The organism is Candidatus Neomarinimicrobiota bacterium (assembly GCA_021734025.1).
Classification (GTDB): domain Bacteria; phylum Fidelibacterota; class JAANXI01; order JAANXI01; family JAANXI01; genus JAANXI01.
Genome location: JAIPJS010000017.1, coordinates 55,127 through 81,124 on the forward strand (window position 1 = coordinate 55,127; position 25,998 = coordinate 81,124).

General features: G+C 46.8%; 21 protein-coding genes. All 21 read left to right on the forward strand.

Going from position 1 to position 25,998, the window contains the following annotated elements; genetic code table 11:
• The first annotated feature begins 194 nt into the window (after nt 1-194).
• The 21 genes from cmk to K9N57_14760 all read left to right on the forward strand — a co-directional run bounded on the left by cmk (nt 195) and on the right by K9N57_14760 (nt 25,414).
• Nucleotides 195-890, forward strand: a complete 696-nt coding sequence (gene cmk / locus K9N57_14660; protein ID MCF7805422.1) for a (d)CMP kinase — start codon at nt 195-197, stop codon at nt 888-890.
• Nucleotides 883-3,126, forward strand: a complete 2,244-nt coding sequence (gene rpsA, locus K9N57_14665) for a 30S ribosomal protein S1 (GenBank protein MCF7805423.1) — start codon at nt 883-885, stop codon at nt 3,124-3,126. Before cmk ends, rpsA begins: the two co-directional genes overlap by 8 nt.
• Nucleotides 3,127-3,181: 55 nt before the next feature.
• Nucleotides 3,182-3,379 carry a hypothetical protein gene (locus K9N57_14670; GenBank protein MCF7805424.1) on the forward strand — a complete coding sequence of 66 codons (198 nt, stop codon included), beginning with the start codon at nt 3,182-3,184 and terminating at the stop codon, nt 3,377-3,379.
• A 200-nt stretch (nt 3,380-3,579) separates the two neighbouring features.
• Nucleotides 3,580-4,575 (forward strand): hypothetical protein, encoded by a 996-nt coding sequence (locus tag K9N57_14675; GenBank protein MCF7805425.1) that lies wholly within the window; start codon nt 3,580-3,582, stop codon nt 4,573-4,575.
• 4 nt (nt 4,576-4,579) lie between these two features.
• On the forward strand, nt 4,580-5,614 hold the full coding sequence (gene tsaD / locus K9N57_14680; GenBank protein MCF7805426.1) for a tRNA (adenosine(37)-N6)-threonylcarbamoyltransferase complex transferase subunit TsaD: 1,035 nt from the start codon (nt 4,580-4,582) through the stop codon (nt 5,612-5,614).
• A gap of 59 nt (nt 5,615-5,673) precedes the next feature.
• Nucleotides 5,674-7,650: a hypothetical protein gene (locus tag K9N57_14685; protein ID MCF7805427.1), complete on the forward strand. Its 1,977-nt coding sequence runs from the start codon at nt 5,674-5,676 to the stop codon at nt 7,648-7,650.
• A 425-nt stretch (nt 7,651-8,075) separates the two neighbouring features.
• Nucleotides 8,076-9,413 (forward strand): UDP-glucose/GDP-mannose dehydrogenase family protein, encoded by a 1,338-nt coding sequence (locus K9N57_14690; protein ID MCF7805428.1) that lies wholly within the window; start codon nt 8,076-8,078, stop codon nt 9,411-9,413.
• Nucleotides 9,410-9,868 carry a dTDP-4-dehydrorhamnose 3,5-epimerase family protein gene (locus tag K9N57_14695; protein ID MCF7805429.1) on the forward strand — a complete coding sequence of 153 codons (459 nt, stop codon included), beginning with the start codon at nt 9,410-9,412 and terminating at the stop codon, nt 9,866-9,868. The genes K9N57_14690 and K9N57_14695 overlap by 4 nt, the downstream gene beginning before the upstream one ends.
• Complete coding sequence (rfbB, locus tag K9N57_14700; protein MCF7805430.1) at nt 9,865-10,911, forward strand: dTDP-glucose 4,6-dehydratase; 1,047 nt, start codon at nt 9,865-9,867, stop codon at nt 10,909-10,911. Before K9N57_14695 ends, rfbB begins: the two co-directional genes overlap by 4 nt.
• Complete coding sequence (locus tag K9N57_14705) at nt 10,908-12,239, forward strand: nucleotide sugar dehydrogenase (GenBank protein MCF7805431.1); 1,332 nt, start codon at nt 10,908-10,910, stop codon at nt 12,237-12,239. The genes rfbB and K9N57_14705 overlap by 4 nt, the downstream gene beginning before the upstream one ends.
• A 47-nt stretch (nt 12,240-12,286) precedes the next feature.
• A complete protein-coding gene (locus tag K9N57_14710; GenBank protein ID MCF7805432.1) occupies nt 12,287-13,240 on the forward strand; it encodes a polysaccharide biosynthesis/export family protein in 954 nt (317 codons plus the stop codon).
• A 78-nt stretch (nt 13,241-13,318) separates the two neighbouring features.
• The gene (locus K9N57_14715) at nt 13,319-14,566 is read left to right on the forward strand and encodes a hypothetical protein (GenBank protein MCF7805433.1); all 1,248 of its coding nucleotides are present in this window, start codon (nt 13,319-13,321) and stop codon (nt 14,564-14,566) included.
• A 20-nt stretch (nt 14,567-14,586) separates the two neighbouring features.
• A complete protein-coding gene (locus K9N57_14720) occupies nt 14,587-15,996 on the forward strand; it encodes a hypothetical protein (GenBank protein MCF7805434.1) in 1,410 nt (469 codons plus the stop codon).
• Entirely contained in the window at nt 15,989-17,443 is a 1,455-nt protein-coding gene (locus K9N57_14725; GenBank protein MCF7805435.1) for a polysaccharide biosynthesis C-terminal domain-containing protein, read from the forward strand. The genes K9N57_14720 and K9N57_14725 overlap by 8 nt, the downstream gene beginning before the upstream one ends.
• Before the next feature lie 4 nt (nt 17,444-17,447).
• The gene (locus K9N57_14730; GenBank protein MCF7805436.1) at nt 17,448-18,614 is read left to right on the forward strand and encodes a glycosyltransferase family 4 protein; all 1,167 of its coding nucleotides are present in this window, start codon (nt 17,448-17,450) and stop codon (nt 18,612-18,614) included.
• A 5-nt stretch (nt 18,615-18,619) separates the two neighbouring features.
• A complete protein-coding gene (locus tag K9N57_14735) occupies nt 18,620-19,792 on the forward strand; it encodes a glycosyltransferase family 4 protein (GenBank protein ID MCF7805437.1) in 1,173 nt (390 codons plus the stop codon).
• Between the two features lie 2 nt (nt 19,793-19,794).
• Entirely contained in the window at nt 19,795-20,976 is a 1,182-nt protein-coding gene (locus K9N57_14740; GenBank protein ID MCF7805438.1) for a glycosyltransferase, read from the forward strand.
• An 89-nt stretch (nt 20,977-21,065) separates the two neighbouring features.
• A complete protein-coding gene (locus tag K9N57_14745) occupies nt 21,066-22,127 on the forward strand; it encodes a glycosyltransferase family 2 protein (protein ID MCF7805439.1) in 1,062 nt (353 codons plus the stop codon).
• Between the two features lie 39 nt (nt 22,128-22,166).
• A complete protein-coding gene (locus K9N57_14750) occupies nt 22,167-22,802 on the forward strand; it encodes a PIG-L family deacetylase (GenBank protein MCF7805440.1) in 636 nt (211 codons plus the stop codon).
• A complete protein-coding gene (locus K9N57_14755; protein ID MCF7805441.1) occupies nt 22,787-23,779 on the forward strand; it encodes a sulfotransferase in 993 nt (330 codons plus the stop codon). Before K9N57_14750 ends, K9N57_14755 begins: the two co-directional genes overlap by 16 nt.
• Nucleotides 23,780-23,845: 66 nt before the next feature.
• Nucleotides 23,846-25,414: a Gfo/Idh/MocA family oxidoreductase gene (locus tag K9N57_14760; protein ID MCF7805442.1), complete on the forward strand. Its 1,569-nt coding sequence runs from the start codon at nt 23,846-23,848 to the stop codon at nt 25,412-25,414.
• Nucleotides 25,415-25,998: the final 584 nt, after the last annotated feature.

Genomic DNA, 25,998 nt, shown 5'->3' on the forward strand with positions numbered 1-25,998 from the left:
CCGGTTCTGACCCCTTCTAAAGAATTCAATATCATGAATGATGAGTGAAAAAGTGAAGAACGCGGAGAGCGGAAACTGAAGAATCTCGAGCATCTAAACAATAACACGGGAATACCCGAACACTATAACACTATTTTCAACACTTGAAATTCGGTTTGCAATCGCAAGGGGAAACTTCTAAATTCCAAAGCTAAATGAGAACAAAACTAACTATAGCAATTGATGGTCCGTCAGGATCAGGGAAAAGTACCACTGCCCGGCGCAGTGCCGAACGGCTGGATTATACCTATGTCGACACCGGCGCCATGTACCGGGCCATTACGCTACACATTCTCAACAACAACGTCCCGATTAAGGATAAATCGCAGGTAGTGAAAGCGGCGGCTGAGGTGCAGATTCAGTTCACCCGGACCGGTGACCGGCTTGAAGTGTTGCTGGACGGGAAGAACGTCACCGATGCTATTCGCGAGCCACGGATTGATAAGTCGGTGGGACTTGTAAGTGAGAACCCCGGGGTGCGTGCCATACTGGTGAATTTACAGCGATCGCTCGCAAAGGATGGCGGGGTGGTCATGGAAGGACGTGATATCGGTACCCGGGTACTCCCCGATGCCGATCTCAAGTTTTTCATGGATGCCGACCTCGACATCAGGGCGGAACGCCGGAAATCTCAGTTGGCCGATCAGGGGGTAGATGTAGACAAAGAAACCGTTAAACAAGAACTGGTCAATCGGGATACTCGCGATTCCGAGCGCGATGAATCGCCGCTTCGTGCCGCGGAGCACGCTATTCTGATTGATACAACAAACCTTTCCATTGAAGACCAGGTGGACTTAATCGTCCAGCGAGCGAGGGAGAAGGAAGCACAGGAGGTTACTCTTCATGAGTGAAGAAGAAAAACAGCAACAAACCCAAGATGAGGAAACACAAGTCGAAGAAGTAGAAGAAACACAGGAGAAGGCACCTGAAAGTGATGAACAGACGGAGGCAGCAGAAGAACAGGAAACCGCTGCTCCGGAATCCGATGGCAACGGACAAACCACTGACTTTGGCATCCTCGATCTTGACGACATTCAGACCATTCCGAAAGACGAGTTAGTCGAAAAGCGTGAAGAGACCGACGAAGAGGAAGAGCAACTTCGCTCGCTGCTGTCAGACACGTTAAAGGATATCGGCGAAAACCAGATCACTGAAGGCCGCGTGCTCTCCATTAATGAGCGCGAAGTCGTGGTGGATATCGGGTTTAAGGCAGAAGGGCTGATCCCCATTGAAGAATTTGAAGGTGACGATCTGCCAGAGCCGGGAGAAGAAGTCGACGTCTATATCGATTTTCTGGAAGACGAAGACGGCCAGCTGATTCTCTCCAAGCGCAAAGCTGACTTTATGAAGCAGTGGGAGAAGGTCGCCAATGCCGAAGCCAACGACGAGGAAGTCGAGGGAACTATTGTCCGCCGCGTGAAGGGTGGTATGATGGTGGACGTCAGCGGCGTCAACTGCTTCCTGCCGGGGTCACAGATCGATGTCCGGCCGATTCAGGATTTCGACGCCTACGTTGGGCAGACCTTCAATTTCAAGATCGTCAAAATCAACGAAATGCGGAAAAACGTGGTGCTCTCCCGGAAGGTCATTCTGGAAGAGAATCTCAAAGAGCGCCGGAAAGAACTCCTCAAGGATATCGAGGTCGGTCAGGTGCTCCAGGGCCGCGTCAAAAATATCACCGACTTCGGCGTGTTCGTTGATCTCGGTGGCATAGACGGCTTGATCCATATTACGGATCTCTCCTGGGGCCGTGTGAATCATCCGTCGGAGGTGGCCAATCTGGAAGAAGTTATCGACGTGATGGTCATCGATTATGACGAAGAGAAACAGCGTGTTTCTCTCGGACTCAAGCAATTGCAGCCGCATCCCTGGGATAGCGTGGAGGAGAAATACCCCGTGGGTTCCGTTGTCACCGGCAAGGTGGTCAGCATCACCAATTACGGCGCCTTTGTCGAGCTGGAGAAGGGCATCGAAGGGTTGGTGCACATCTCGGAGATTTCATGGGTGAAACACATCAAGCATCCTTCGGAAGTCTTTTCACTCGGTGAGGAAATCGATGTAAAAGTGCTGGATATCCAGCCGGAAGAGCAGAAAATTTCTCTGGGCGTCAAACAGTTGGAACCGGATCCCTGGGAAGAGATCGAAAAGAAATTCGAACCGGGATCCATCGTTACCGGTATCGTCCGGAACCTCACCCAGTTTGGTGCATTTGTTGAACTGGAAGAGGGTATTGATGGGCTGATTCATGTGTCCGACATGTCCTGGACCCGGAAGATCCGGCATCCCAAGGAAATTCTCTCCAAGAGTGATGAAGTCCAGGTCAAGGTCCTGGATGTCTCCAAGGACGAGCGGAAAATTTCCCTTGGCCTGAAACAGGTGGAAGAGGATCCGTGGCCCAAGATCAAGGAGAAGTTCAAGATCGGTACAACAACCCAGGGCAAGGTGGAGCGTATCCTGAACAAGGGGATTATCGTGAATCTGGAACTGGATGTGGAAGGTATTGTCCCGTTGTCTCATATTCCGAAAAAGGATCGGAAGCAGATGACGCAGAACATCCAGGTCGGTGACGAAATGGAACTGAAGGTTATCGACATCAATGAGGATGATAAAAAAATCGTACTCTCCCGGGATGAATTCATCCAGGACAAGGACCAGCACGAGGTCGATATGTTTATGAAGACTCAGGGCGGCCAGGCGGCTGAAAAGATCGAAATTCCGGAAGAAGTCCGGAAAACGATTGAAGAAGGCGAAAGCCAGGCTGAAGAAGAGCCCGAGAGTACCGAAGCCGAGGAAGAAGTGACCGAGAAGGCCACTGCCAACGAAGTCGACGAAGGGACAGACGAAGAGGAGGACGCAGCTCAACCAGAATCTGCAGAGGATGACGAAGAAGCAGTGAAGGCAGAAGAAGCCGAAGAGGCCGACGAAGAGGAAGCGACAGAGGCAAAATCGGAGGCCGACGAAGCAAACGACAAATCGGAGGAGAAAGAAGAAGACGACGTGGAGGAGGAACCAGAGGACGACGGGGATGCCGAGGATGACGTTGATGAAGATGAGGATGAAGATGAGGATGAGGAGTCGGAGAAATAAGTCAGACAAAAATACGGAAGTTCGATTACTGTAGTGCGCAAGGAGGTAGATTCCAATGACCGAGCCAGATCGAGAATTTCCAGGCTGCCAACAATGCGGAACCGGAATACTGGTCCCGCTGTCGGATTACGGACGTGAAGGGGCCAGCATCCTGTATAAAGCGTGGGTCTGTATTAATCCCGAATGCGGATTCAATCTCCGTATTGACAACGGCGACGTCAGCCGGGGAGAACCTATCAGGCCAAATTCCTGACGGCTGTATAAGATAACCACAGATTGCAGAGGGGGAATTAAACCTCCTCTGCGTCTGATTCTGTTTTCTGGCTGTCCAGCCCCTGAGAGACAGGAGTACAGAATGAATCCCCGTTTTCATCCGAAACCCTGCCCAGTGAGGTCAATTCAGCCGCTCTCAGGCCAAAATAAGGTTGCCGCAATGATCACCGGGACTGAATCATGAACAACGATACATTCCTGCAGCTGTGGGATAATTTTGTGGAGTTTTTCCGGGTGGACCGGGGAGTCAAACTCGGTGCTTTTTTACTGGCTATCCTCCTGTGGGTATATGTGGTAACGGCCAATACTTATGTGTACGAGATGCAGGTCCCGCTGGAAGTTGTAAACGTCCCGCCAGGCAGGACTATCGCAGAGCAGGTTCCGCAAAAGGTGAAGGCGGAATTCCGGGGCACTGGTATTACGTATTTCAAGACGCGGCTCTCCCTCGCGTATTCGGACATGGCCTTGCGACTAGACGTCCGCCGGGTGGACAGAGCCGAGCAATTTTATCTTCCACAGTATGTGCGGGATCATCCCGATAATTTCATTATTCCCAGGGGATTAAATTTAGAGCTCGTCGATGTGGTTTCCCCCGAACGGATCGAAATATCTCTGGATAAGCGCGCGGTCAAGCGCGTCAAGGTGATACCCGATATCACTGTTGAGGCAGTTCCGGGGTATACAATAGTGGGGGATGTGTTTATTAATCCGGACAGCGTTATTTTACGGGGCCCGGCGTCCCGTATTGAGCAAATTGACTCCGTAAATACAGAAACAGTGCGGATTGACAACGCAGACAACAATGTCTCCGGTCAGGCCACAATACGCTTCCCGGAGCCCGGGCTAATCCACGCAGCAGTTCAATCTGTCCGGTATTCCGCGGAGATCCAGCCAATCAGCGAGCGCCGGATTACGGACATTCCGATACTTGTACAAAATGTACCGAGCAACCTGGAGGTGACAACGGCGCCGTCTACGGTCAGTATGACTATAGAAGGCGGTTCGAGTTATATCTATGAGTTACAGCCGCAGGACGTCGAGGTGTACTTCGATTATGCCGAAGACTGGACACCGACCGTCAACAACTATGCACCAACAGTCGAGATGCCAAAAGGTGTGCTGCGGTACCGAAATATGACGCCTGAGCGGGTGGAAGTCACAGTGGTGAGGAAGTAGGAGCATGTCTGACAAGACAGTCGGAACAGTGCTGGGGATAGAAACCTCTTGCGATGAGACTTCCGTTGGAATTGTTCGTGATGGAAAGGTGTTAAGTAACATTATTGCCTCTCAGCAGGTGCATTCCGAATACGGCGGAGTGGTCCCGGAAATGGCATCCCGGGAGCATGAGCGATTGTTGGCCCATATTACCAGAGAAGCTTGTGACGACGCGCATCTCCGGTTTACTGACATCGATGGAATAGCTGTCACTGCCGGCCCGGGTCTTATGGGGTCACTGCTCGTTGGGATTAATTTTGCCAAGGGACTCGTTCTGCGGAACTCGCTTCCATTCATTGGAATAAACCATATCGAAGCCCACCTGCTGGCCAATTTTATTGAAGCTGAAACTCTGGAATACCCGTTTCTTTGTCTGCTGGTTTCCGGCGGGCACTCGCAGATTATACGCGTGAACGGATACGACAAATACGACATTCTGGGGACTACCATGGATGATGCGGCCGGCGAAGCGTTCGATAAGGTGGCGCGGCTGTTAGATTTGGGATATCCGGGAGGACCGTATATCCAAAAACAGAGCGAGGGCGGGCAATCCGATAAATACGATTTCCCCAGGGGGTTGCTGGATTCCGGTGATTTGAATTTTTCCTTTTCCGGACTGAAGACGGCGGTATTGTACACGGTGAAACCCATGGAGGTGAAAAAGCGGACAGCCGAGCGCCCTCACATCAGCGCCAGCTTTCAGGCGGCAGTAGTGGAGTCTCTGGTGGCCAAGATGGAAATGGCCATCGAACAGACCGGCATCACCCAGGTGACACTTGCCGGTGGGGTGGCAGCGAATGCGGAGCTGCGGCGTCAAATGGATGAACTCCGCGACCGACACGGGCTGAATTTGTACTATCCATCTCTGGAATACTGTACCGATAACGGCGCCATGATTGCCTATGCCGGTTGGGAGGGGTTTCGTCACGACAAATCTTCCGAACTGGATCTCACCGCTACCCCGCGGGTCAGTATATCGTCACCAGTTTTTACCTCCTGATGTTTTCACTGCATACTGTTACTCTATGGATTACTGTTCCTCTCATTTTGGGAGGACTGTTGTTCTGGTGGTGGTCAACCCGTTACCTATCGAGTGTTACAAATCCCACTGTTGCCGGAATAATCCGGGGGATTCGTCTGTTTGCATTGATTGGGATTATACTGTTAGTTGCGGATTTTCGAATTAATTGGGTCACGCATCAAAATATTCCACCAACAATTGCCGTCTTCGCCGACGATTCGCAAAGTTTGACAGATTTTGAAGGACAGCTCTCCGATTCATTGGAAAAAATTCTGTCTGAAGATGCCGTAGAGGTCCAACTATTCCGTTTTTCGGGAGATGTTCAGAAGACGGGTTCACCCAAGGCTTTGGATTTTTCCGGAACCGAAACCAATTTAAGTGCTCCGTTAGAATACCTGAAACGAGAAGCCGACAACCGGAATTACCAGGCGGCGATTTTACTCAGCGACGGTATCCATAACAGCGGACCAGAACCAACATCAGTTCTGGAGGATTGGCGGCTTCCGGTGTATACGATGTTTATCGGAGATTCGACGGTTGCGCCGGATATCAGCCTCCAACAATTTACGCTTCCCAAATACGCATATGCCGGGGATTCCGTTACCGCCCAATTGAGGCTGGATGTTCAGTCACTCCGAAACGAAGAATCTGTCTCTCTCGTTCTCAGAGACAACAACCAGGAGTTGGCGAGCAGAACCCTGTCACTGACGCCAGGGGATTACCAGCGGTCTGATGAGGTGGCACTGCAGTTCGAAGAGCCTGGTGAATATACTGTCTCAGCGGCTGTTGGTACGGTTTCAAACGAGACGGATGTGGCCAATAATAGTTCCCGGGAACGCATTACAGTGAAGCCGTCCCGGTACCGGGTGCTGGTGTTAAGCGCAGCGCCGTCAACGGATACGCGCTTTCTGCTCAACGCTATCGATAATCTTGAGCGGTTCGAGTCCATTCCGATCTTTACATCACTCTCGGTTCCTGATTCGATGCCGGAAGCCCCCGATATTATTTATTTGTTGGGCAATTCGCCGGAGTTTCAGTCGTATCTGAGCGAGTGGCAAAACGACCACACGATTACACAGGTTGGTGCGGGCGGGAGAATGTATCTTCCCGGCGATTCCGGAGAAGAGAATGTGAACAACTGGCAGGAGCACCAGGTCACGCTCCAGCGATCCTCGGAAAGTCCTCTGCAGTCCCTTCCCTGGGGACAATCGATATGGGAGCAACTGCCTCCGGTCTGGATCCCGGCGGCATCAGAAATCGGGAAAATACGCGGGACCACGATTTTAAAATCTGTCGATGGGAATAATTCTGTAATAACCATGGATGTGGATGGCACCGGACGAACTATTCGTGTCTATGCAAGAGAACTCTGGCGGTGGTCGTTTGCGAACCGGGATGCTGAAGAAAGTATCGAAGTACTCCCTGAGAAGCCGTATTCCAGGGTGATGGAACAGGTTTTTTACTGGTTGCTGCAGGATACGGAGTTTCAGCGATTGCAGGTAGAGTTGGACACCGATTCAAGAAACGTGATCCGGGCGACGGCTCAAGTATATTCCCGGGCACTGGAGGTTGCGGAAGTCGCGAGGGTATGGGGTGAAGTGATCGATTCGACAGGACAAACCATCCGGCGGCAGCCGTTTACCCGGGATGGAAATACTTTTACTTTTCAGTCGAAGGTGACTTCGCCGGGGGAGTATCGGCTCAGGGCTATTGCTCATCTGACAGACGATACGCTGCGTTCCGTAGCCGGACCGGTTCGGATGGAGGATGTAGAGTATGAGTTATTGAATCGCCAGGGGCGCCCCGGTTTGCTGAAACAGATTAGTCAGCGATCTGGCGGCAAGCTCTTGGAAAATATTGCGGAGTTACCGGCGGAGGAGTTCGCGGGCCGCCCGTACACACAGCAATCAGAGCACCATTCCTTTGCATTGCGCAGGGCGTTTTGGGTGTGGATTTTACTCGTCATTCTGCTGGGCATAGACTGGTGGATCCGCCGGCGGAGCGGGATTCTGTGAAAAAAGGGTATAAAGGTATACGGGTATAGGGTATAAGTAATAGGGAATAAGGTAGTCGCCCGCTTCAAGTCCGCGAGGCGGATTTAATCAGGGGAGACGCCGGAGAAAAGCAGAAAGGAACAGATTGAATATCCATTTCGCCGCGGTAGAGAAAAAGTGAAAAAACCAAACGAGAAACGGAAGGCACTCGATTCATGACGTTTTTAACTATAACACCACAAAAAGGAAACACTATAACGCCCTCATCCGCCAGGGCTTCGGAGAGATGGTGTTGTTACTCGAACACTGGAACACCTGAACACTATACCACTTGAGGGATGGGTGGGGAGGCGAAAAATGCTTCAGCTGTTGACTTTCAACGCGGACTTTTCTACTATTTTCGCTCGTAAATATACATTAAATTCGAGGCGTTTGACCATTAACCACTGGAGTACCACGTGAAGAAGATTGCGGTGATTGGTACAGGCTACGTTGGCCTGGTCAGCGGGACGGGACTGGCAGATTTCGGCAACAAGGTAACCTGTCTCGATATTGACGAAGAGAAGATTGAGATCCTGCAGAGCGGGGAACTGCCGATCTGGGAACCCGGTCTCCTGGAACTGGTGCAGAAAAACGTCCGAAGCAACCGGTTGCATTTTTCTACGGATATTCCCAGTGAAATCCAGGAGGCGGAGGTGGTCTTTATCGCCGTCGGCACGCCTAGTGCGGATAACGGTGAGGCCGATCTGAGTGCTGTCTACGCGGTCGCCGAGACTATCGGTCAGAACCTGAACGGACATAAGTTTATCGTGACCAAGAGTACCGTGCCGGTGGGGACCGGGCGAAAAGTCCGGGAGATTATCGAGGAGCAGGCGCCGGCCGGGAGCAGCTTCGAGGTGATTAGCAATCCTGAATTTCTCAGAGAAGGTTCGGCCGTCTATGATTTTATGCATCCGGATCGGGTAGTCATTGGCACTGAGACGGAGGACGGTCACGAGGTAATGCAGGATATTTATCGACCGCTCTATCTCATCGAGACGCCATTTGTGTTTACGAATGTGCCGACTGCCGAGCTGATTAAATACGCATCAAATGCGTTTCTGGCGACAAAAATTACCTTTATTAATGAAATCGCGAACATATGTGACGGCGTGGGGGCAGATGTCCACATGGTGGCCAAAACCATGGGGATGGATGGTCGGATCTCACCCAAGTTTCTGCATCCCGGCCCGGGCTACGGCGGTTCCTGCTTTCCCAAAGATGTGAAAGCGCTCCATGCCATCGCCAAAGAGGCCGGATACGATGCGGAACTGATTGAGGCCGTGACCCGTGTGAATCAGAATCAGAAAACACGGATGTTCACGAAACTGGAAAAGATGTTGCCGGACCTGGACGGGAAAACCGTTACTTTGCTGGGACTCGCGTTTAAGCAGAGGACGGACGATGTCCGTGAATCCCCGGCCCTGCCGATTATCGATCACCTGAAAGCGGCCGGAGCGACTATCAGAGCCTTCGATCCCGTAGCCATGGAATCCATGAGAAAACGACATGCTGACCTTGATTATTACGAGGATATTTATGAAAGCGTGAAAGGCTCCGACGCCGTAATGATTCTCACGGAATGGAATGAATTCCGGGGACTGGATCTGGCGAGGATTAAATCGAATATGCGCCAGCCGAATATGGTGGATGCCCGGAATTTGTATGATCCGGATACCGTGCGAAAAGCCGGATTCAAGTATGCGTGTGTCGGCCGGGAAACCTATAGCGAGCAATTATCATGATTGAGGGCGTACAGACCAAACAGCTGAAGATCATCCCTGATGAGCGGGGCCGTCTTTTCGAGATCCTGCGGAATGACGACGAGATGTTCACCGAATTCGGGCAGGTCTATCTTACGACCAATTATCCCGGCGTGGTGAAGGCGTGGCATTATCATAAGTCCCAGCGACACGATGCAGTCTGTTGCGTCTCCGGGATGATTAAGCTGGTGCTATACGACAACCGCGAAGAGAGTCCGACATATGGCGAGGTGAATGAGTTTTTTATCGGGGAACATAATATGATGATTGTGAGTATTCCCCAGTATGTGTGCCACGGATGGAAGGGGATCTCTGAACAGGAATCGATGGTTTTGAGCGTGGTAAGTGAACCGTATAATCACGAGGATCCGGACGAGTACCGCCTGCCGTACGATACTGACGAAATTCCGTACGACTGGGAGCGGAAAAATCGATGAAGATTACTGAACAGACATTTTTTGTGACAGGAGGCTGCGGATTTATCGGCAGCAATTATGTCCGGTTTCTGCATCAAAAATATCCCGATGTTACGATTGTAAACCTGGATAAACTGACCTATGCCGGCAATCCGGAAAATCTCAGCGATATCGAGGAATCGGAACGGTACCACTTTGTAAAGGGCGATATCTGCAATAAAGAATTGGTCGATGAACTGTTTGAGGAGTATCAACCAGACGTCCTGGTGAATTTCGCCGCGGAGAGCCATGTGGACCGCTCTATCGGCGCGCCGGATGATTTTATCGATACGGATGTCTACGGAGCATACAGGCTCCTGGAGGCCTCCAAATCCCATGGGATAGCAAAATTCATCCAGATTTCCACCGATGAGGTCTACGGCAGCATCGAGGACGGCGAGTTCAGCGAGACCGATCCGCTGATGCCGCGGAATCCGTATTCGGCGAGTAAAGCCGGCGCCGACCGCCTGGCGTATTCGTATTCCCAGACATACGATCTTCCGGTGATTGTGACCAGGGCATCGAATAATTTCGGCCCCTATCAGTACCCGGAAAAGCTGATTCCGCTGTTCGTAACCAACGCCATCGACGGCGAACAGCTTCCGCTTTACGGCGACGGGAAGAACGTTCGCGACTGGCTATACGTGGAAGATCACTGTGACGCCATCTGCTTTATCATCGAAAACGGTGAAGACGGGGAGACCTACAATATTGGCGGCGGCAACGAAAAGCAGAATATCCAGATTACGAAAGCGATTCTCAATGCGCTCGGCAAGGATGAGTCGCTCATCAAATATGTCCGGGATCGCCAGGGACATGACCGGCGATATGCGCTGGATACGGAGAAACTTGGATCGCTGGGATGGCAGCCCCGTTTCCGAGGCGATGACGGGTTTCGCGACGCAATGCAACTGACCGTCGATTGGTACCGCGACAACGAAAATTGGTGGCGCCCCCTGAAAAGCGGGGAGTTTCTGGAATATTATAAATCGCACTATAACATGGAATTATCAGAGCAGGGATGAGTGGAAGTATGACCTTTGAAGAGCGAATTCAAAATCATGATATCACCCTGGGCGTGGTTGGCCTGGGATATGTTGGCCTGCCGCTGGCAGTGGATTTTGCCTCGGCCGGGTTTAAGGTGATCGGTATTGATATCGATGACTCCAAAATTGAAAAAATCAACGCCGGAGAAAACTACATCCAGGATGTGTCCGATTCGGAACTACGGGGCCACGTGGAGACCGGGAAACTCTCCGCTACCACTGACTTTAGCGTTATTGATGAACTTGATGCGATTTCTATCTGTGTACCCACCCCGCTGAATAAGCTGAAAGATCCGGACGTGTCGTTCATCCTGAACGCGCTGGATGAGATCAACGAACATATGCACAAGGATCTTATCATTGTCCTGGAGAGCACAACGTACCCGGGCACAACCCGGGAACTGGTGCTCCCGAAACTGTCTGAAAGCGGCCTGGAGGTCGGGAAGGATTTCTTCCTGGTGTTCAGTCCCGAACGCGTCGATCCGGGGAACGAGACGTATCATACCAAAAATACGCCGAAGGTCCTGGGCGGCATCACCGATGAGTGCACCCGTCTGGGGAAGATTCTCTACGAAGAGGTGATAGAGACCATCGTTCCGGTCTCCTCCACCGAGGCGGCGGAGCTCGTTAAACTGTTGGAAAATACCTTTCGGTCCATTAACATCGGACTTGTGAACGAAATGGCCATCATGGCGGAAAAACTGGGTGTGGATATCTGGGAGGTCATCGATGCTGCGGACACCAAGCCGTTCGGGTTTATGAAGTTCTATCCCGGTCCTGGCCTTGGCGGTCACTGCATTCCTATCGATCCCCATTATCTGGCCTGGAAGATGAAGACTTTGGATTACAAGGCGCGCTTCATCGAACTGGCCGGGGAAATTAATACGGAGATGCCGTATCACGTGGTACAACTGGTGATGGACGGGTTGAATCGATATAAAAAGAGCGTGAACGGAGCAAAAATCCTGGTGATGGGAGTCGCCTATAAAAAGAATATCGACGACGTCCGGGAATCCCCTGCGCTGGATATCATCCGTCTCCTCCAGGAGAAAGGCGCGGAAGTGGACTACTACGATCCCTTCATCGATAACATCAAGCTCGATGGCACGAATATGGAGTCCATCCGGTATTCTACTGATATTTTAGGGAACTACGACTGTAACGTTATTGCCACAGATCATTCAACGTTTGACTATAATGAAATTGTGGAGAAAAGTAGCCTGGTGATTGATACGCGGAATGCGGCCAAAGTGCATGATAGCGTTCAAAAGGACAAAATTATTAAATTGGGTGGGAATAACAGTTGATACGGAAATTAATTTTTGTAGGTCTTGTCTGCTTCCTTTCATTACTAATGCAAACTTTCACTTATGGGCAGGGATTGAGTGGGCAACAATCCCGTGATCGTTCCCTTGAACTCCGTCAGACACTCCAGGATCGCGTTCAGCAGCAACAAAAACGACAACAGATTACCCAGGAGACTCTCGCACAAATCGCATATGATGAACCGATTGACCCCAACGAGTATATTGTGGGGCCGGGTGACAGGTTTGCACTTTATATTGAATCAATCGAAGCGCAATATCTTGAGTTGATGGTCAGCCCCACTGGTACCTTTCTTATCCCGAGTGTCGGAGATATCAATGTGCTCGGTTTGACCCTCAAAGAGATGAAGGAAAACGTAAGGGAGAAGATAAAAGAGGTTTACGCCAATTCGCAATCAGGTATTGTATTGACAATGCCTCGTATTATTTCGGTTTATTTGGTGGGAGCGGTTCAAAATCCCGGGAGTTATGATATATTTTATACTAGCCGGGTGAGCGATCTCTTCGAGCACTCCCAGACTTCTTCGTTGTTTAAGAAGCCGAAGAGATTGCAGATTATAAGAGACGGTGATACGCTTTCCTTGGATTATACTCAATACCTTTATGAGGGGAAAATCTCTGAGAATCCGAAGCTCCTATCAGGTGATATCGTTTTTATTGGTGAAGCGAATTTAGGCATTACGGTGACCGGCTTCGTCGCTTCGCCTGGGATTTATCCGTATATCCCCGGGTTTAGCTATGTGGATTATGTCGGCATGGCCGGCGGTGAATTACCGGAAGGCGATGCGCAACGCTATGTGCTGTCCGATCGGCAAAACAGGGTGAAATCGAAAGAAAATGCCGTTATTAAACCTGGGGATCACATTTTTGTCCCCCGCTCTCAAACGTACGTATGGCTGGGAGATACTTCAGTTTTAGAGGTTGTGACAAGTTTGAGTTCATTGGTACTGGCGTTTATTGCGGCGGTAAGTCGGTTACGATAGCTTACAACTTAGCATATTGAGCCGGGGCACCTCACATCTATACCGAAATTATAATGAATTACAAATAAGGTAGTTTTAATGAGTAAAAACAAGACGGATTTTACCTTCATCGATTACCTGTATATGCTTGTAAAGCATCGATGGTTGATAATTATTAACGGATTAATCTTCTGCCTGATTGCGGCAGTATATAGTTTACTTATGCCGAAAACCTATACCGCTCATGTGACCATTATGCCCCCGGAATCGCAAGGGGCATCCAGTATATTTTCAAGCATGGCTTCCGCTACATCAAATCTACCAATACCCGGAGGGCTTGGTTCGTTGATCGGCGGCTCATCCGGAGAGGTGACTTCTTATTTAACTTTATTGAAAAGCAGGAACATGGCGGTCAGAACTATTGAGCGCTTTAATTTACTCGAGCGCTACAATTCAAAAAATATAGATGAGGCGTTGGTTTCTTTTTATAACAATGTAGATATTGAACTGACCGAAGAGGGGGCCGTCCGAATTGATACATATGCTTCGACGGAATTCCTCCATCCGGATTCCAGTGAAATCGAGTCTCGTCAACTTGCTGCTGAAATGGCGAATTATATGGCGGCGGAACTGGATCGTATTAATACAAAGCTTCGCACAAAACAGGCACGTCTCACCCGAGAATTTATCGGAAAACGGTATGAGCAGAATAAAGAAGATCTCCGACAGATTGAGGAGGAGATGCAGGCGTTTGAAGAAAAGCATGGTGTTATCTCAATTGAAGACCAGGTGAGTGCGGCAATACAGTCCGCGGCAGAACTTAAGACTGAGATCATATTAAATGAGATCCAGTTGAAGGCAATGAAAAGTACACTGAATCCGGAAAGCCCAAGCGTAGTGCAACAAGAGGTGAGGCTTAAGGCGTTACGGAACAGTATGCAGGAGTTAAAAACCGGGCAAAATGGTGAAGCCGGGATGCAGATTTTTCCCCCATTTGACCAGGCGCCCGAACTCGGAATTCGTTTTTTACGGATCAAACGAGAGATGGAAGTTCAAAATTTAATCTATGAATTCCTGACCCAACAATTTGAGCAGGCCAAATTGCAGGAAGCACGGGATACCCCGACGGTTCAGGTAGTTGATGAAGCCGTCGCTCCTATTTTACGGGAAAAACCAAAACGGAAATTATTAGTACTATTCATTGGATTTATCTCGGTGATTATTAGTGCTGCATACATTTTTACCGTTGAATATTTGGAGGTTTTACGTGAAGAGAATCCGGAACGGTATGAACGGGTCGTCTATGTTTTAAGAGGGGTGAATATATTTAAACCACTGAACAATTAATAAAGCACCGGCGATCTTGAATGAAAAAATTACTCCATCTTGATTATCAACATTCATGGCCGGTGTTATCTCTCCTCGTCCTCTTTCAGATTTTTTTAACATATATTGTCCTTACTACTTCCATTCCGGTTGCTGCTATTTTTATCCTTGGATTTGTTATTGTATTTCCCGCCGTAATCTATTCACCGCAGATCATTTTTTTTTCTCTGCTTTTTTATATTTCATTGTTACCCAATCAGAGCTGGGGAGAACAGTATGACTTGTTTCCGATCTATGTCAATAGGTTCTTTGTGCTCGCTCTGTTATTCCTGGCATTTGCGATATTCGTAATCCGCAACAGGTTTGAAAATCGCTGGAAGATTCGTATTACGCCCCTGGATGTACTTGTTGGAATGTTCTTACTCTATTCCTTGGTCAATTTACTATGGGGATTATACAATAACGCCAATAGCTACATAGCCTATACTGAATTTTTCTATATTTTTCTGTATATAGTCTACTATTTTGTACGTTACTTGTTGGTGGAAGAACGCTGGATTATTCGGTTCCTTTGGGTCATGGTGATTGCCTCAACCCTGGCTTCCTTCGAATATATTGTTCTGGCATTGACGAATCTGGATTTGGCGAGTTTCTTTATTAATCGAGTCACAACTCAGCAACCTCATCTGGCTCAGCTGACCATTCCAATCTTATTTGGCGGAATTTTATTTATACAAAACAAGTGGTTTAAATCCCTCATGGCATTTCTTTTAATTCCAAATTTTTTAATGGCCATTTTTTCTCAGCAACGTGGTTTGTGGGGAGGAATTCTTGGCGCATTACTATTCCTAATCTTTCTCTATTATTTCAGAGACAAAATTTCTTTTTATAGGGCGGTGAAATTTATTACCGGCAGTGCGGCGTTTATTTTCCTGCTTTTATTGCTGGTCTTTGCGGTGGAATATTATCTTAATCTTTCGTTCCTACTTACCATTTATGAACGTTTAGATTCTCTGGCGAACCTGGCGCTTGACCGGAGCCTTCAAATTAGAGTTTCTGAAATAAAACAGGCTTTTTCCGGATGGGAGGAGTGGATTGTCTTTGGAGAAGGTCTTGGAGCGACATATGACCGTATATTTGTATTTCGGGGTTCTAGCGGATTAGATAATACCTATGCTTTTATCTTATGGAAATTAGGCATGTTTGGTTTGATACTATTTATTGCTATCCTTGGCATTTACATCTGGCAGAGTTTAAAATTGTATTGGATGGCCCAGTCTAATGTCCAGCGAATGATAATTGGCGCCCTTCTCGCCGGGATGATTGGGCTATTGGCCATTGGGATGACGAACATGAGTTTAATCCAGTACCGGTTTAATATTATATGGGCTAGTTTCATTGCACTGACACAAAACCTCTATATACAGGCTCGTTCCTTACCAAATGATTAAAGAAATAGCAAAACATTCTTTGATATATGGTATTGGGAATGTGCTGAAGAATGCCAGTGGATTTTTCTTACTGCCGTTATATACAAGCTATCTGACAGTGGGAGAATACGGTGAACTGGAAATATTCATTATATCCATAACAGTGCTTGTCCGAATACTGCAATTGGGATTTGGGTCAGCCTTATTTAAGTATTATTCCTATGATGTTGAGGAATCGACGGCGTCGTCATATAGACAAAACAAAATTTTAATTACGTCTTCCTTTTTATTTCTCGTTCTTTTTTCACTTGGGTGTATAACTGGAATAGCGTTGTTCAGGGAATCTATTTCTCAACTACTTTTCCAAACTCAGGAATACGCCAATTTAGTTGGGGTTTCGTTGGGTATTGTATTTTTCCAGCTGTTGTTGATTATTCCACTCTCCTATCTCCGGATACAAAACCGGTCTGTGCTTTATTCCATATTAAACATAGCGCAATTTTTAGTACAAGTTGGATTGATTATCTACTTCGTAGCGTTTCTCAATTGGAAAATAAACGGGGTGTTAACCGGACGATTGGTTACAACTATCCTGTTTACTCTCATATTTATATGGGTCATCAGGAATGAACTGGTCCCCAGATTTTCCTTAGGGAAAATAAAGGAGATGTTGGAGTACGGAATCTACCTTGTTCCGGTATCAATTTCTAGTTTGGTTTTAATGATGTCCAACCGATATTTCATTTTATTTTTCCGGGATGCCGATGAGGTGGGAATCTTCTCGGTCGGAAACAAAATTGCAACTATCCTCTTTCTCGGAGTGAATGCCTTTCAAGTCGCTTGGCCTGCATTTATGTTTAGAATTAAGGAATATGAAAACGCTAAGCAGATATACTCAAGAGTCATAACATACTATGTTGCAGTATTTGTATTTATTTTCCTCACTATCCAACTGTTCTCAAAGGAGTTGGTGTTATTATTATCTAATCCGGATTATCTCTATGCAATGATCATCATACCGATACTTTCATTAAGTTATTTAATCTACGGTTTCTTTTATGTCGGAACTATTGGGATAAATATTTATAAAAAAACTTATTTTCAAACTATTGCAATTGTTATCGGTGCAGTCGCAAATTTTGGAATAAATCTTTGGGCAACCCCACAATTTGGAATTATCGGAACAGCGATGACTTTTTTATTCTCAACAACAGTAGTATCAGCCCTTGCAGTTTTTTTTTCCCAGCGCATATACAGAATTTCGTTTGAATGGATCCGTATATTTAAGATTTTGATATGTGCTTCGGGTTTGATTGGAGTGGTTTATATCTTTTTCCCTGATATGAATCTGATGAATGGGGTGGTTAAGGGAAGTCTCCTTTTAATAGGTTTCCCTTTTTTACTCTTAATCATAGGTTTTCTGAATAAACGAGAACGGGCCTTAATCCCTTTGGTAAACAGGTTTTAATTCTATGGAAATTGCAATACTTACTCATGCCTTTCCGCCCATGAGGGGTGGATTTTCCCGGTATACTTTTGAGATATTCCGGCATTGGGTAGCCCAGGGGATAGATGCGGAAGTGTGGACTTCAGTGGATTTTAACGATAGTCCGATTTTAAACGAGGCAAAGTTATATAGCAGGGTACACTATATACAAAGAAACAGGGACGATACGCTTGGTGCCTTTCAGGTATTCCGGAAATTTTGGCAAAAAGTGAAAGAAGACAGGCCGCAATACGTTTTTTTTCCAACCTGGGTACCGTATGCATTTTTTACACCTATGATACCATTTCCTGCTCATAAAGTAATCATCGCTACCCATGCTGCAGAAATATTAGGATTATATCCGAAATCGACCTTTAAAGCTCATCCGGTTGTTAAATATTTAGGAAGAAGAGCACTCCGGAGAGCTGATTATGTTTTTACGATATCAAACTACACAGAAAATCTTTTGGTTGATTTGAATGTGAATCAGGGTGCAATATCTAAATTTCCGAATGGGGTAGATATTAAAAAATTTCGCCAGATCGCAGTAAACAAACGCGAACTCCTAAGAAGGTATAGTTTACGGCACGTTGGAGAGGAACCCGTTTTACTTACTGTTGCCCAACTGAATCCAAGGAAAGGTATTGATACGGCGATCCGTATCGTTGCTGATTTAAAAAATGAAGGTATGCCGGTACAATACGTAATTATTGGGACAGGTGAATACGAACAGGAGTTACATCAATTAGTAGCTCATCATAATATCGAATCTCGGGTTCATATTTTAACAAACGTTGATGATGCTGATTTGGTAAAGTTCTATAATATTTGTGACCTGTTTATATTGCTAAGCCGGCATGAAGGAGAGAGAAATATTGAAGGTTTTGGGATTGTTTTTCTGGAGGCAAATGCATGCGGAAAGCCTGTGATTGCCGGAAAATCGGGAGGAATTCCCGACGCTGTCGTCCATGGAAAGTCAGGATATCTGGTTGATCCGGGTGACATTTCGGAAATCAAGTTCAGGATTCGCTATTTAATAAATAACCCGGAGGTCGCCGACGAAATGGGACAATATGGGGAAGAGAGAGCAGAAACTAAATTCACCTGGAAAAAAATTACTGAAGATATGGCTTGTACCCTTGGATTAGGATAATTCCGATGAATGCGACGAAAAATATCTGTTTTCTTACCTCCCGACATCGGTACGATGATGCCCGGATCTACCACAAGGAAGCAAAAACACTTGGTGATGCTGGATACAGAGTCACGATAATTGCACCGAAGCAAAATGGTATAGCGCAATCGACTTACATCCCGGTAGTATTTTTCAAGAAAACCAGGTTTTTTCGGAAATCTTCTTCCCTATTTAACCTGATTCGATTGGGACTGAAGACTGATGCAAACTGTTATCATTGTCATGAGGGGGACAGTTCTCTTTTAGCAGCGGTGTTGATTAAATTTATCCTGCTCTTGTTTAAGAATAGGGTCACAGTCGTATACGATTCTCACGAGCATTGGCCTTCGTCGTTTTATGATAAAGCTCCGAAGGGGCTGAAAAGGTTAGTCCGGCTGCTATTTTCTGCCTATGAAATACTTCTTGCCTGGAATGTAGATGCAATAATTACAGCAAATGACATTGTGAAGGCGCGGTTTGACGCCCTTTTTCCACATAAACCGGTGATCCGGCTTTATAATGTCCCTTCTCTTTCGCTTTTTACACCGCCGCCGTCCCCTGAGAAAAAATATACGTTTTGCCATGAAGGGAATATGACTTTTGACCGGGGATTACGTGTTTTACTTAATACATTTAGCCGGCTCTATGAAAAGCGGACTGATTGGAATTTTCTATTCATAGGCAGCGTTAAAACTCCTAATGAAAAAAAGGTTGTTGAGAATTGGTATGAAAGTCATCCAGGGTTGCGTACCGCTGTCAGTTTTACCGGATGGTTGCCGTACGAAGATGTGCCGGGTTATGTACAGCAGTGTAGAGTCGGCGGGATTTTTTTTAGAAAAAGTCAGAATAACATGTACGGCGGTCCTCCAAACAAACTATTTAATTACATGCGATACGGGTTGCCCGTTATTGCTCCGGCATTTCCGGAAATCCGTCAAATAATTACCACCTATAACTGTGGGTATCTATTTGATGACTTATCTGAAAAATCTTTGGTGCAATTGTTCGAGTCAATTTTAAGTAATCTGGACGAGGCCAGTGAAGTTGGAAAACGGGGAAGGCGTGCTGTGTTAACCTCACTAAACTGGGAGGTCGAATCTCAAAAACTGGTAGAGCTTTATCAGAGAATGTTGCCACTAAATACTACCGGGAATTAAATATGAGTCACCCAGAAAAAGTATTTATTGGCAGCTCGGTACATAATTGGAATGATCCAAGAGTTTTGCATAAACAGGCCTGTTCCCTCGCTGGATACTACGCGGTTGAATTACATGTTCCCGCAGATTTTCAATATAAAAATTTTAATGGTGTAGAGATCTATGGACTCCCTGAATGGGAAAAAAAAATACACCGTGTGAAGATTATATTCATACTCGCAAAACGAATAATTGCACACCGAGGGCCGATTGTTCACCTGCATGACCCGGAATTGCTACCACTTGGCTTTATAGTTAAACTGGTGACTTCAAAAAAAGTTATATTTGATTTTCATGAGCAGTATGAAAACAAAATATTAAAACGTGATTGGATACCGCAAATTTTACGCAAACCTCTCAGCTATTGCTACGTAGTTTTGGAAAGAATTGCTTGTCGCGTGTTCGACGGTGTGATTGGAGTCATTGAAGATCAGGTCGACTTATTATCTGAAAACCTAAATTATTGTATCGTAAAAAATTATCCGATAATTGAGACAGACACAGTCGTGCAAATTGAAAAGGAGAATGGAGAAAACTTTAAATTGATTTATATGGGGGATATCACCAGGGAACGTAGAATTCATCGGTTAATTGAAGCTACTTTTCGGTTAAGTGAAAAATTTAATGTTTCATTGCATCTCATCGGGGGGATTGGTGATCCCGGTTATGATAAGGAGCTTCAGTGTGTTATCTCGAGATACAATCTTGATGAAAAGGTTACGGTACATGGTTATCTTCCGATTAATGAAGCAATGGAATTAGTGAAATCATCAGATGTAGGTTTTCTGCCATTACGTCATCCAAAACATTTTGTGCGATCTCTCCCGGTGAAACTCTTTGACTATATGAGTGCTGGTATTCCGGTTATCATGCCTGAATACCCTTTATCCAGGAATGTAATAGTAAAGTATAAATGTGGGCTTTTGGTAGATTCGTTAGATATGGAGGATATTGTAACAAAGGTGGAGTATCTTATTCAACACCCCCAGGAAAAAGTTAGAATGGGTGTAAATGGACGGCAGGCTATCCAGGCCCATTTTAGTTGGCAGTCCCAGGAAAGTATCTTGCTGAAATTTTATCATTCGGTGATAAATATTAATACCAGAAAAAAATCCGTTAATTCCGACAAAAGACATAGACTGTGATACAAGCGCTGTTTATTGTTTCCGTGATATATATTATTTGGGTGTATATCGGGTATCCTCTCTTTATGTGGCTATTGGGTGTCGGGAAAATGGCAAGTGATGAACAGTTGGACTCTCCTGAATCGCTACCCTCAATTTCTCTAATAATTGCCTGTTATAATGAAGAGGGGATCATCGAAAGAAAAATTGAGAATACGCTTGCGTTGGAATATCCCAAGGACTTGTTGGAAGTACTGGTAATTTCGGATGGAAGCACAGACAACACGGTAAGCATAGCAAGGAAAATGGAGGAAAGTCATATCCGGGTATATGACAGAGTCCGACGTGAGGGCAAGACGGCTGTTCAGAATGTCGGTGCAGAGATTGCCACCGGCGAAATCCTTGTATTCTCGGACGCCAACGCACTTTACGTCCCGGATGCGCTGAAACAGGCAGTGAAAAAATTCAAGGATCCGAAAGTTGCGGGTATTTGTGGTGAGGTGAAATTTGTATCAACCGCGCAAGCGGAGTCCGTCAGCCAGGAAGAAGAATTTTACTGGGGGTATGAACAGTTTCTTAAACGAGTTGAAAGTAAAGTTAGCTCTGTTATCGGTGCAAACGGGGCTATTTATGCCATTCGGAAAAATCTGTATGATCCGCTGCGGAATGATATAATCAGCGATTTGGTTGAACCGTTACTTCTCGTGAAAAAAGGGTTTCAGGTTAAATACGAACAAAAGGCGGTGGCAATTGAGGAAATAAGTATAGGCTACAGAAAAGAATTTCAAAGGAAAAGCCGTATTATTTTGAGAAGTTTACATGGGGTCGCATTCGTGAGCAACCTGTTGAACCCGTTCAAATACGGGATATTTTCCATTCAGCTCTGGTCTCATAAGCTCCTCCGGTGGCTCGTACCACTGGTACTCGGCGTCATGTTTTTATCCAATTTGCTTCTCATTTCATCAGGAACATTTATGGCATTATTTCTAGTTCAAATTCTTTTTTATGCCCTGGCCGGCATTGGTTGGGCAGTTCAGAAGAATTCGTTCGCTACGGATATCTGGTTCTTTCGGTTGCCCTTTTACTTTTGTTTAGTGAATTTGGCGGCGCTTTCAGCTCTAATACAATATGTTCGTGGTAAAAATATTGTAACGTGGGAGCCGCAAAGATAAACGCTTTTCTTAGACCGAATAACAACAGGATAGAAGAACATGGAAAATAAAAATAAAATCATAATCCTCGCCCCCCACACCGATGACGGGGAATTAGGCTGCGGAGCAACTATCGCCAAGTTCCTGGAAGAGGATAAGGATGTTTACTACGTCGCATTTTCCATTTGTGAGGAATCCGTCCCTGACGGTTTCCCCAAAGATGCGCTAAAATACGAATGTCAGGATGCGACAAAGTTCCTGGGAATCCATCCGGATAACCTCATTATCCTGAACTATCCGGTGCGAAAATTCACGGAAAACCGGCAACCGATTCTCGAGGATCTCGTTCAGTTAAAAAAAGACCTTTCGCCGGATCTCGTCATTTTGCCCTCCTCGTTTGATGTCCATCAGGACCACGCCACAATTTACCAGGAAGGGATTCGGGCATTTAAAGAAAGCTCTATCCTGGGATATGAATTCATGTGGAACAATTATACCTTTAGTTCCACCATGTTTTCGGTCGTTGAGGAGCGGCATGTCCGGAAAAAAATAGAGGCGCTCGATATCTATAAAACCCAGGAAAAGCGGTTCTATATGAAAGAAAAACTCATTACTGGCCAGGCAAATTTCCGTGGCCTGCAGATCTACAGGGAATATGCAGAGGCGTTTGAGGTGATCCGGTGGATACTGGAGTAATTCCTAATCCAACTATTGTATTTATTGGTGGGAGTGGACGTTCCGGTACGAATATTACCAAGGAAATTCTCGGCCAACATCCAGACGTTGCCACCTTACCTTTCGAGTATCGGTTTATAATCGACCCGAATGGCCTTATTGATTTTTATAATTCCGTGAACGCCAGTTGGTCCCCGTATTTTATTGACAGTAAAATCAAGCAGCTTGAATACTTTTTACTGACGCTTGCAACTAAGTCATCAGATAAAACAATTTTGTCTAGACGAAAACCATTCATCAAAACCAGGTCGGCGGAGCATTGGTACAAGGAGTGGGAACTGGAAAAATGGATACCGGATTATACCAGGTTCGTGAATCAACTTATATCAGAGTTATCGGATTTCACATATTCCGCAAAATGGCCCGGTCTTCCGGAATCACATCCGGAGGAAAAGATGTATTTTTCCGCCAAACGAGGAACTGAACTCCGTGGTATCCTTGGGCGTTTTATTTACCGATGTGTAAACGCCATATTATCAGATCAAAATAAATCGGTTTTTGTCGAAGACAATACCTGGAATATCCTGTTTGCCAAAGAATTACTAGAACTGTGCCCCTCAGGAAAAATTTTACACGTAATGCGGGATCCCAGAGATGTTGTTGCCTCTCTTCGTCAGCAGCGGTGGACACCGGGTAACCTGTTGGCGGTGCTCCGGTGGTATAAAGGCGTTATGACTCGCTGGGAACATGTGAAGTCATCACTTGGTGAGACTCAATTCATTGAGATAAAATTTGAAGCGCTAGTTCAAAATACCGAACCAATTTTAAAAGAGCTCTGTTCCTTTATCCATTTATCTTTTCAGGAGGTGCTGTTGGACATTTCACTGGATAAAGCACATATTCATCGCTGGCAATCTGATTTTACTGAGGAGGAAAAAGTCATTATTGAGAAAGAACTCAAATCCCAAGTTCAAAAATATGGCTATCATTTCAAATAATTACACTCCTATTGAGACATATTTCTTTCAGAAAAGATTTTAACCTTATAACACGGGGAAAACTCTATGCAACTCGCAGTCATTGGCGCCGGACACTGGGGCAAGAACCTGATACGGAATTTTCATGAGCTGGACAATTTACACGGTATTGTGGAGTATGATGAGCAGCGGTTAGCCGGGTTCGTGGAGCAATATCCGGAGGCAGAAGGGTTTTCATCAGTGGAGAGTGTGCTGTCCAGAGAAGACTATACCGCCGTCGTGGTGGCGACCCCGGCGGAGACGCATTACCCTATAGCCAAACAGGCGCTGGAAGCCGGCAAAGATGTCTATGTGGAAAAGCCCATTGCATTGCATGTCAGCGAGGCAGAGGAACTCCACCGAATCGCGACGGACAACGACCGGATCCTCATGGTGGGACACCTCCTGTTGTATCATCCGGCGATTATCAAGATTAAACAGATGATCGAGGCCGGGGAACTGGGACGAGTTTATCAGATATATTCCCATCGGCTGAACCTGGGCAAAGTCCGCCAGGAAGAGAACGCCCTCTGGAGCTTTGCGCCCCACGATATCTCCGTGATTCTCCACGTGCTCGGTACCATGCCGGACAGGATCAGCTGCCAGGGCGGCATGTTCCTGCAGCCGAATATTCACGATGTGACGCTGACCACGTTGGAATTTCCGGACAACCAGCTGGCCCATATCCACGTCTCCTGGCTCCATCCGTTCAAAGAGCACCGGCTGGTTGTGGTCGGCAGTAAGAAAATGCTGACCTATGAGGATTCGGCACCTGAGAAAGAATTGCGGCTTTACGATCGCGGCATCGACTGGACGGAAGGGGAGCCGATTCCCCGGAAGAACGATTGGGTAGCTGTCGAGTACCCGGATACGGAACCACTGAAAAACGAGTGCCAGCACTTCCTGGAGTGTATTGATTCACGGAAGCAGCCGCTTTCCGACGGGCAGAACGGCATCGACGTGCTCCAGGTGCTGGAGTCGGCCCAGCGGGGACTGACGGAGAAGGAATCGCAAGCCGTCCGCAAGCAAAAGCATCCCGGAGTACACGAGACGGCTGTGGTGGACGAAAATGTCACACTGGGTGAAGGGACAAAGGTGTGGCACTTCAGCCATGTTTTGAAGGACACCACAATCGGCGATAATTGCACACTCGGCCAGAACGTGATGGTGGGGCCGAAGGTGACCGTCGGCAATCACGTGAAAATTCAGAATAATGTGTCGGTCTATGAAGGTGTGGAATTAGAGGATTATGTCTTCTGCGGGCCGTCTATGGTGTTTACCAATATTGTGAATCCCCGTTCCAAATATCCGCAACGTGGTTCGGAGTATTATATCAAAACCTTGGTGAAAAAAGGCGCATCAATCGGCGCTAACGCCACGGTGGTGTGCGGGATCACCCTCGGTCAGTTCTGTTTTATCGGCGCCGGCGCGGTTGTGACGAAAGACGTCCCGGACTTTGCGCTTGTGGTCGGCAATCCCGGCCGGATCATCGGCTGGATGTGCGAGTGCGGCACCCGGCTGCGTTTCGACGATGGCCAAGCGACCTGTGACAAATGTGGCCGCGAGTATCGAAAGGAGGATGAGGAGAGGGTGGTGCAGGAGGGAAGAAGGGAATAGGGGAATAGGGAATAGGGTATAGGGGTATAGGGGTATAGAGGTATAGAGGTATAGAGGTATAGAGGCAACAGTTTTTCCGGGTTAAACTGTTATCGCTGGTTCAGTTTCTTAATCTTAATCCTACTCTTAATCTTAATCGGTTCTGTTCAGTCAGGAGAAAAGGAGAAAGGAACAGATAGAATATCCAACCGAAGAATGTCCAATGTCAAATTTCGAAGTGCCCATCCACTCCACGGAATGAGGTATAGGGGATAGGGGATAGGGAGCAACTGGGTTTGAGTGATCATGTGTTAGCGGGTTATCGTTCGGATTATTTCGTACTCTTACTCTTAATCGGTTCTGTTTGGTAAGGAGAAGGCAGAAAGGAGAAAGGCCAGACCGAATGTCCAATTTTCAATTTCAAATATCCAATGTCCAAGTGCCACTCCCCTCCCAATGAAGGAAGAATGGAGTTGCAACAATAAAATGGACACCCGAAGTAGTTAGGCGGCTTGGTTGTGGAGCATCTGTGCATATTGTTCCGGACTTTGGTAGTTGAGGGTGGAGTGTTTCCGCTGGCGGTTATAGAAGATCTCGATATAGTC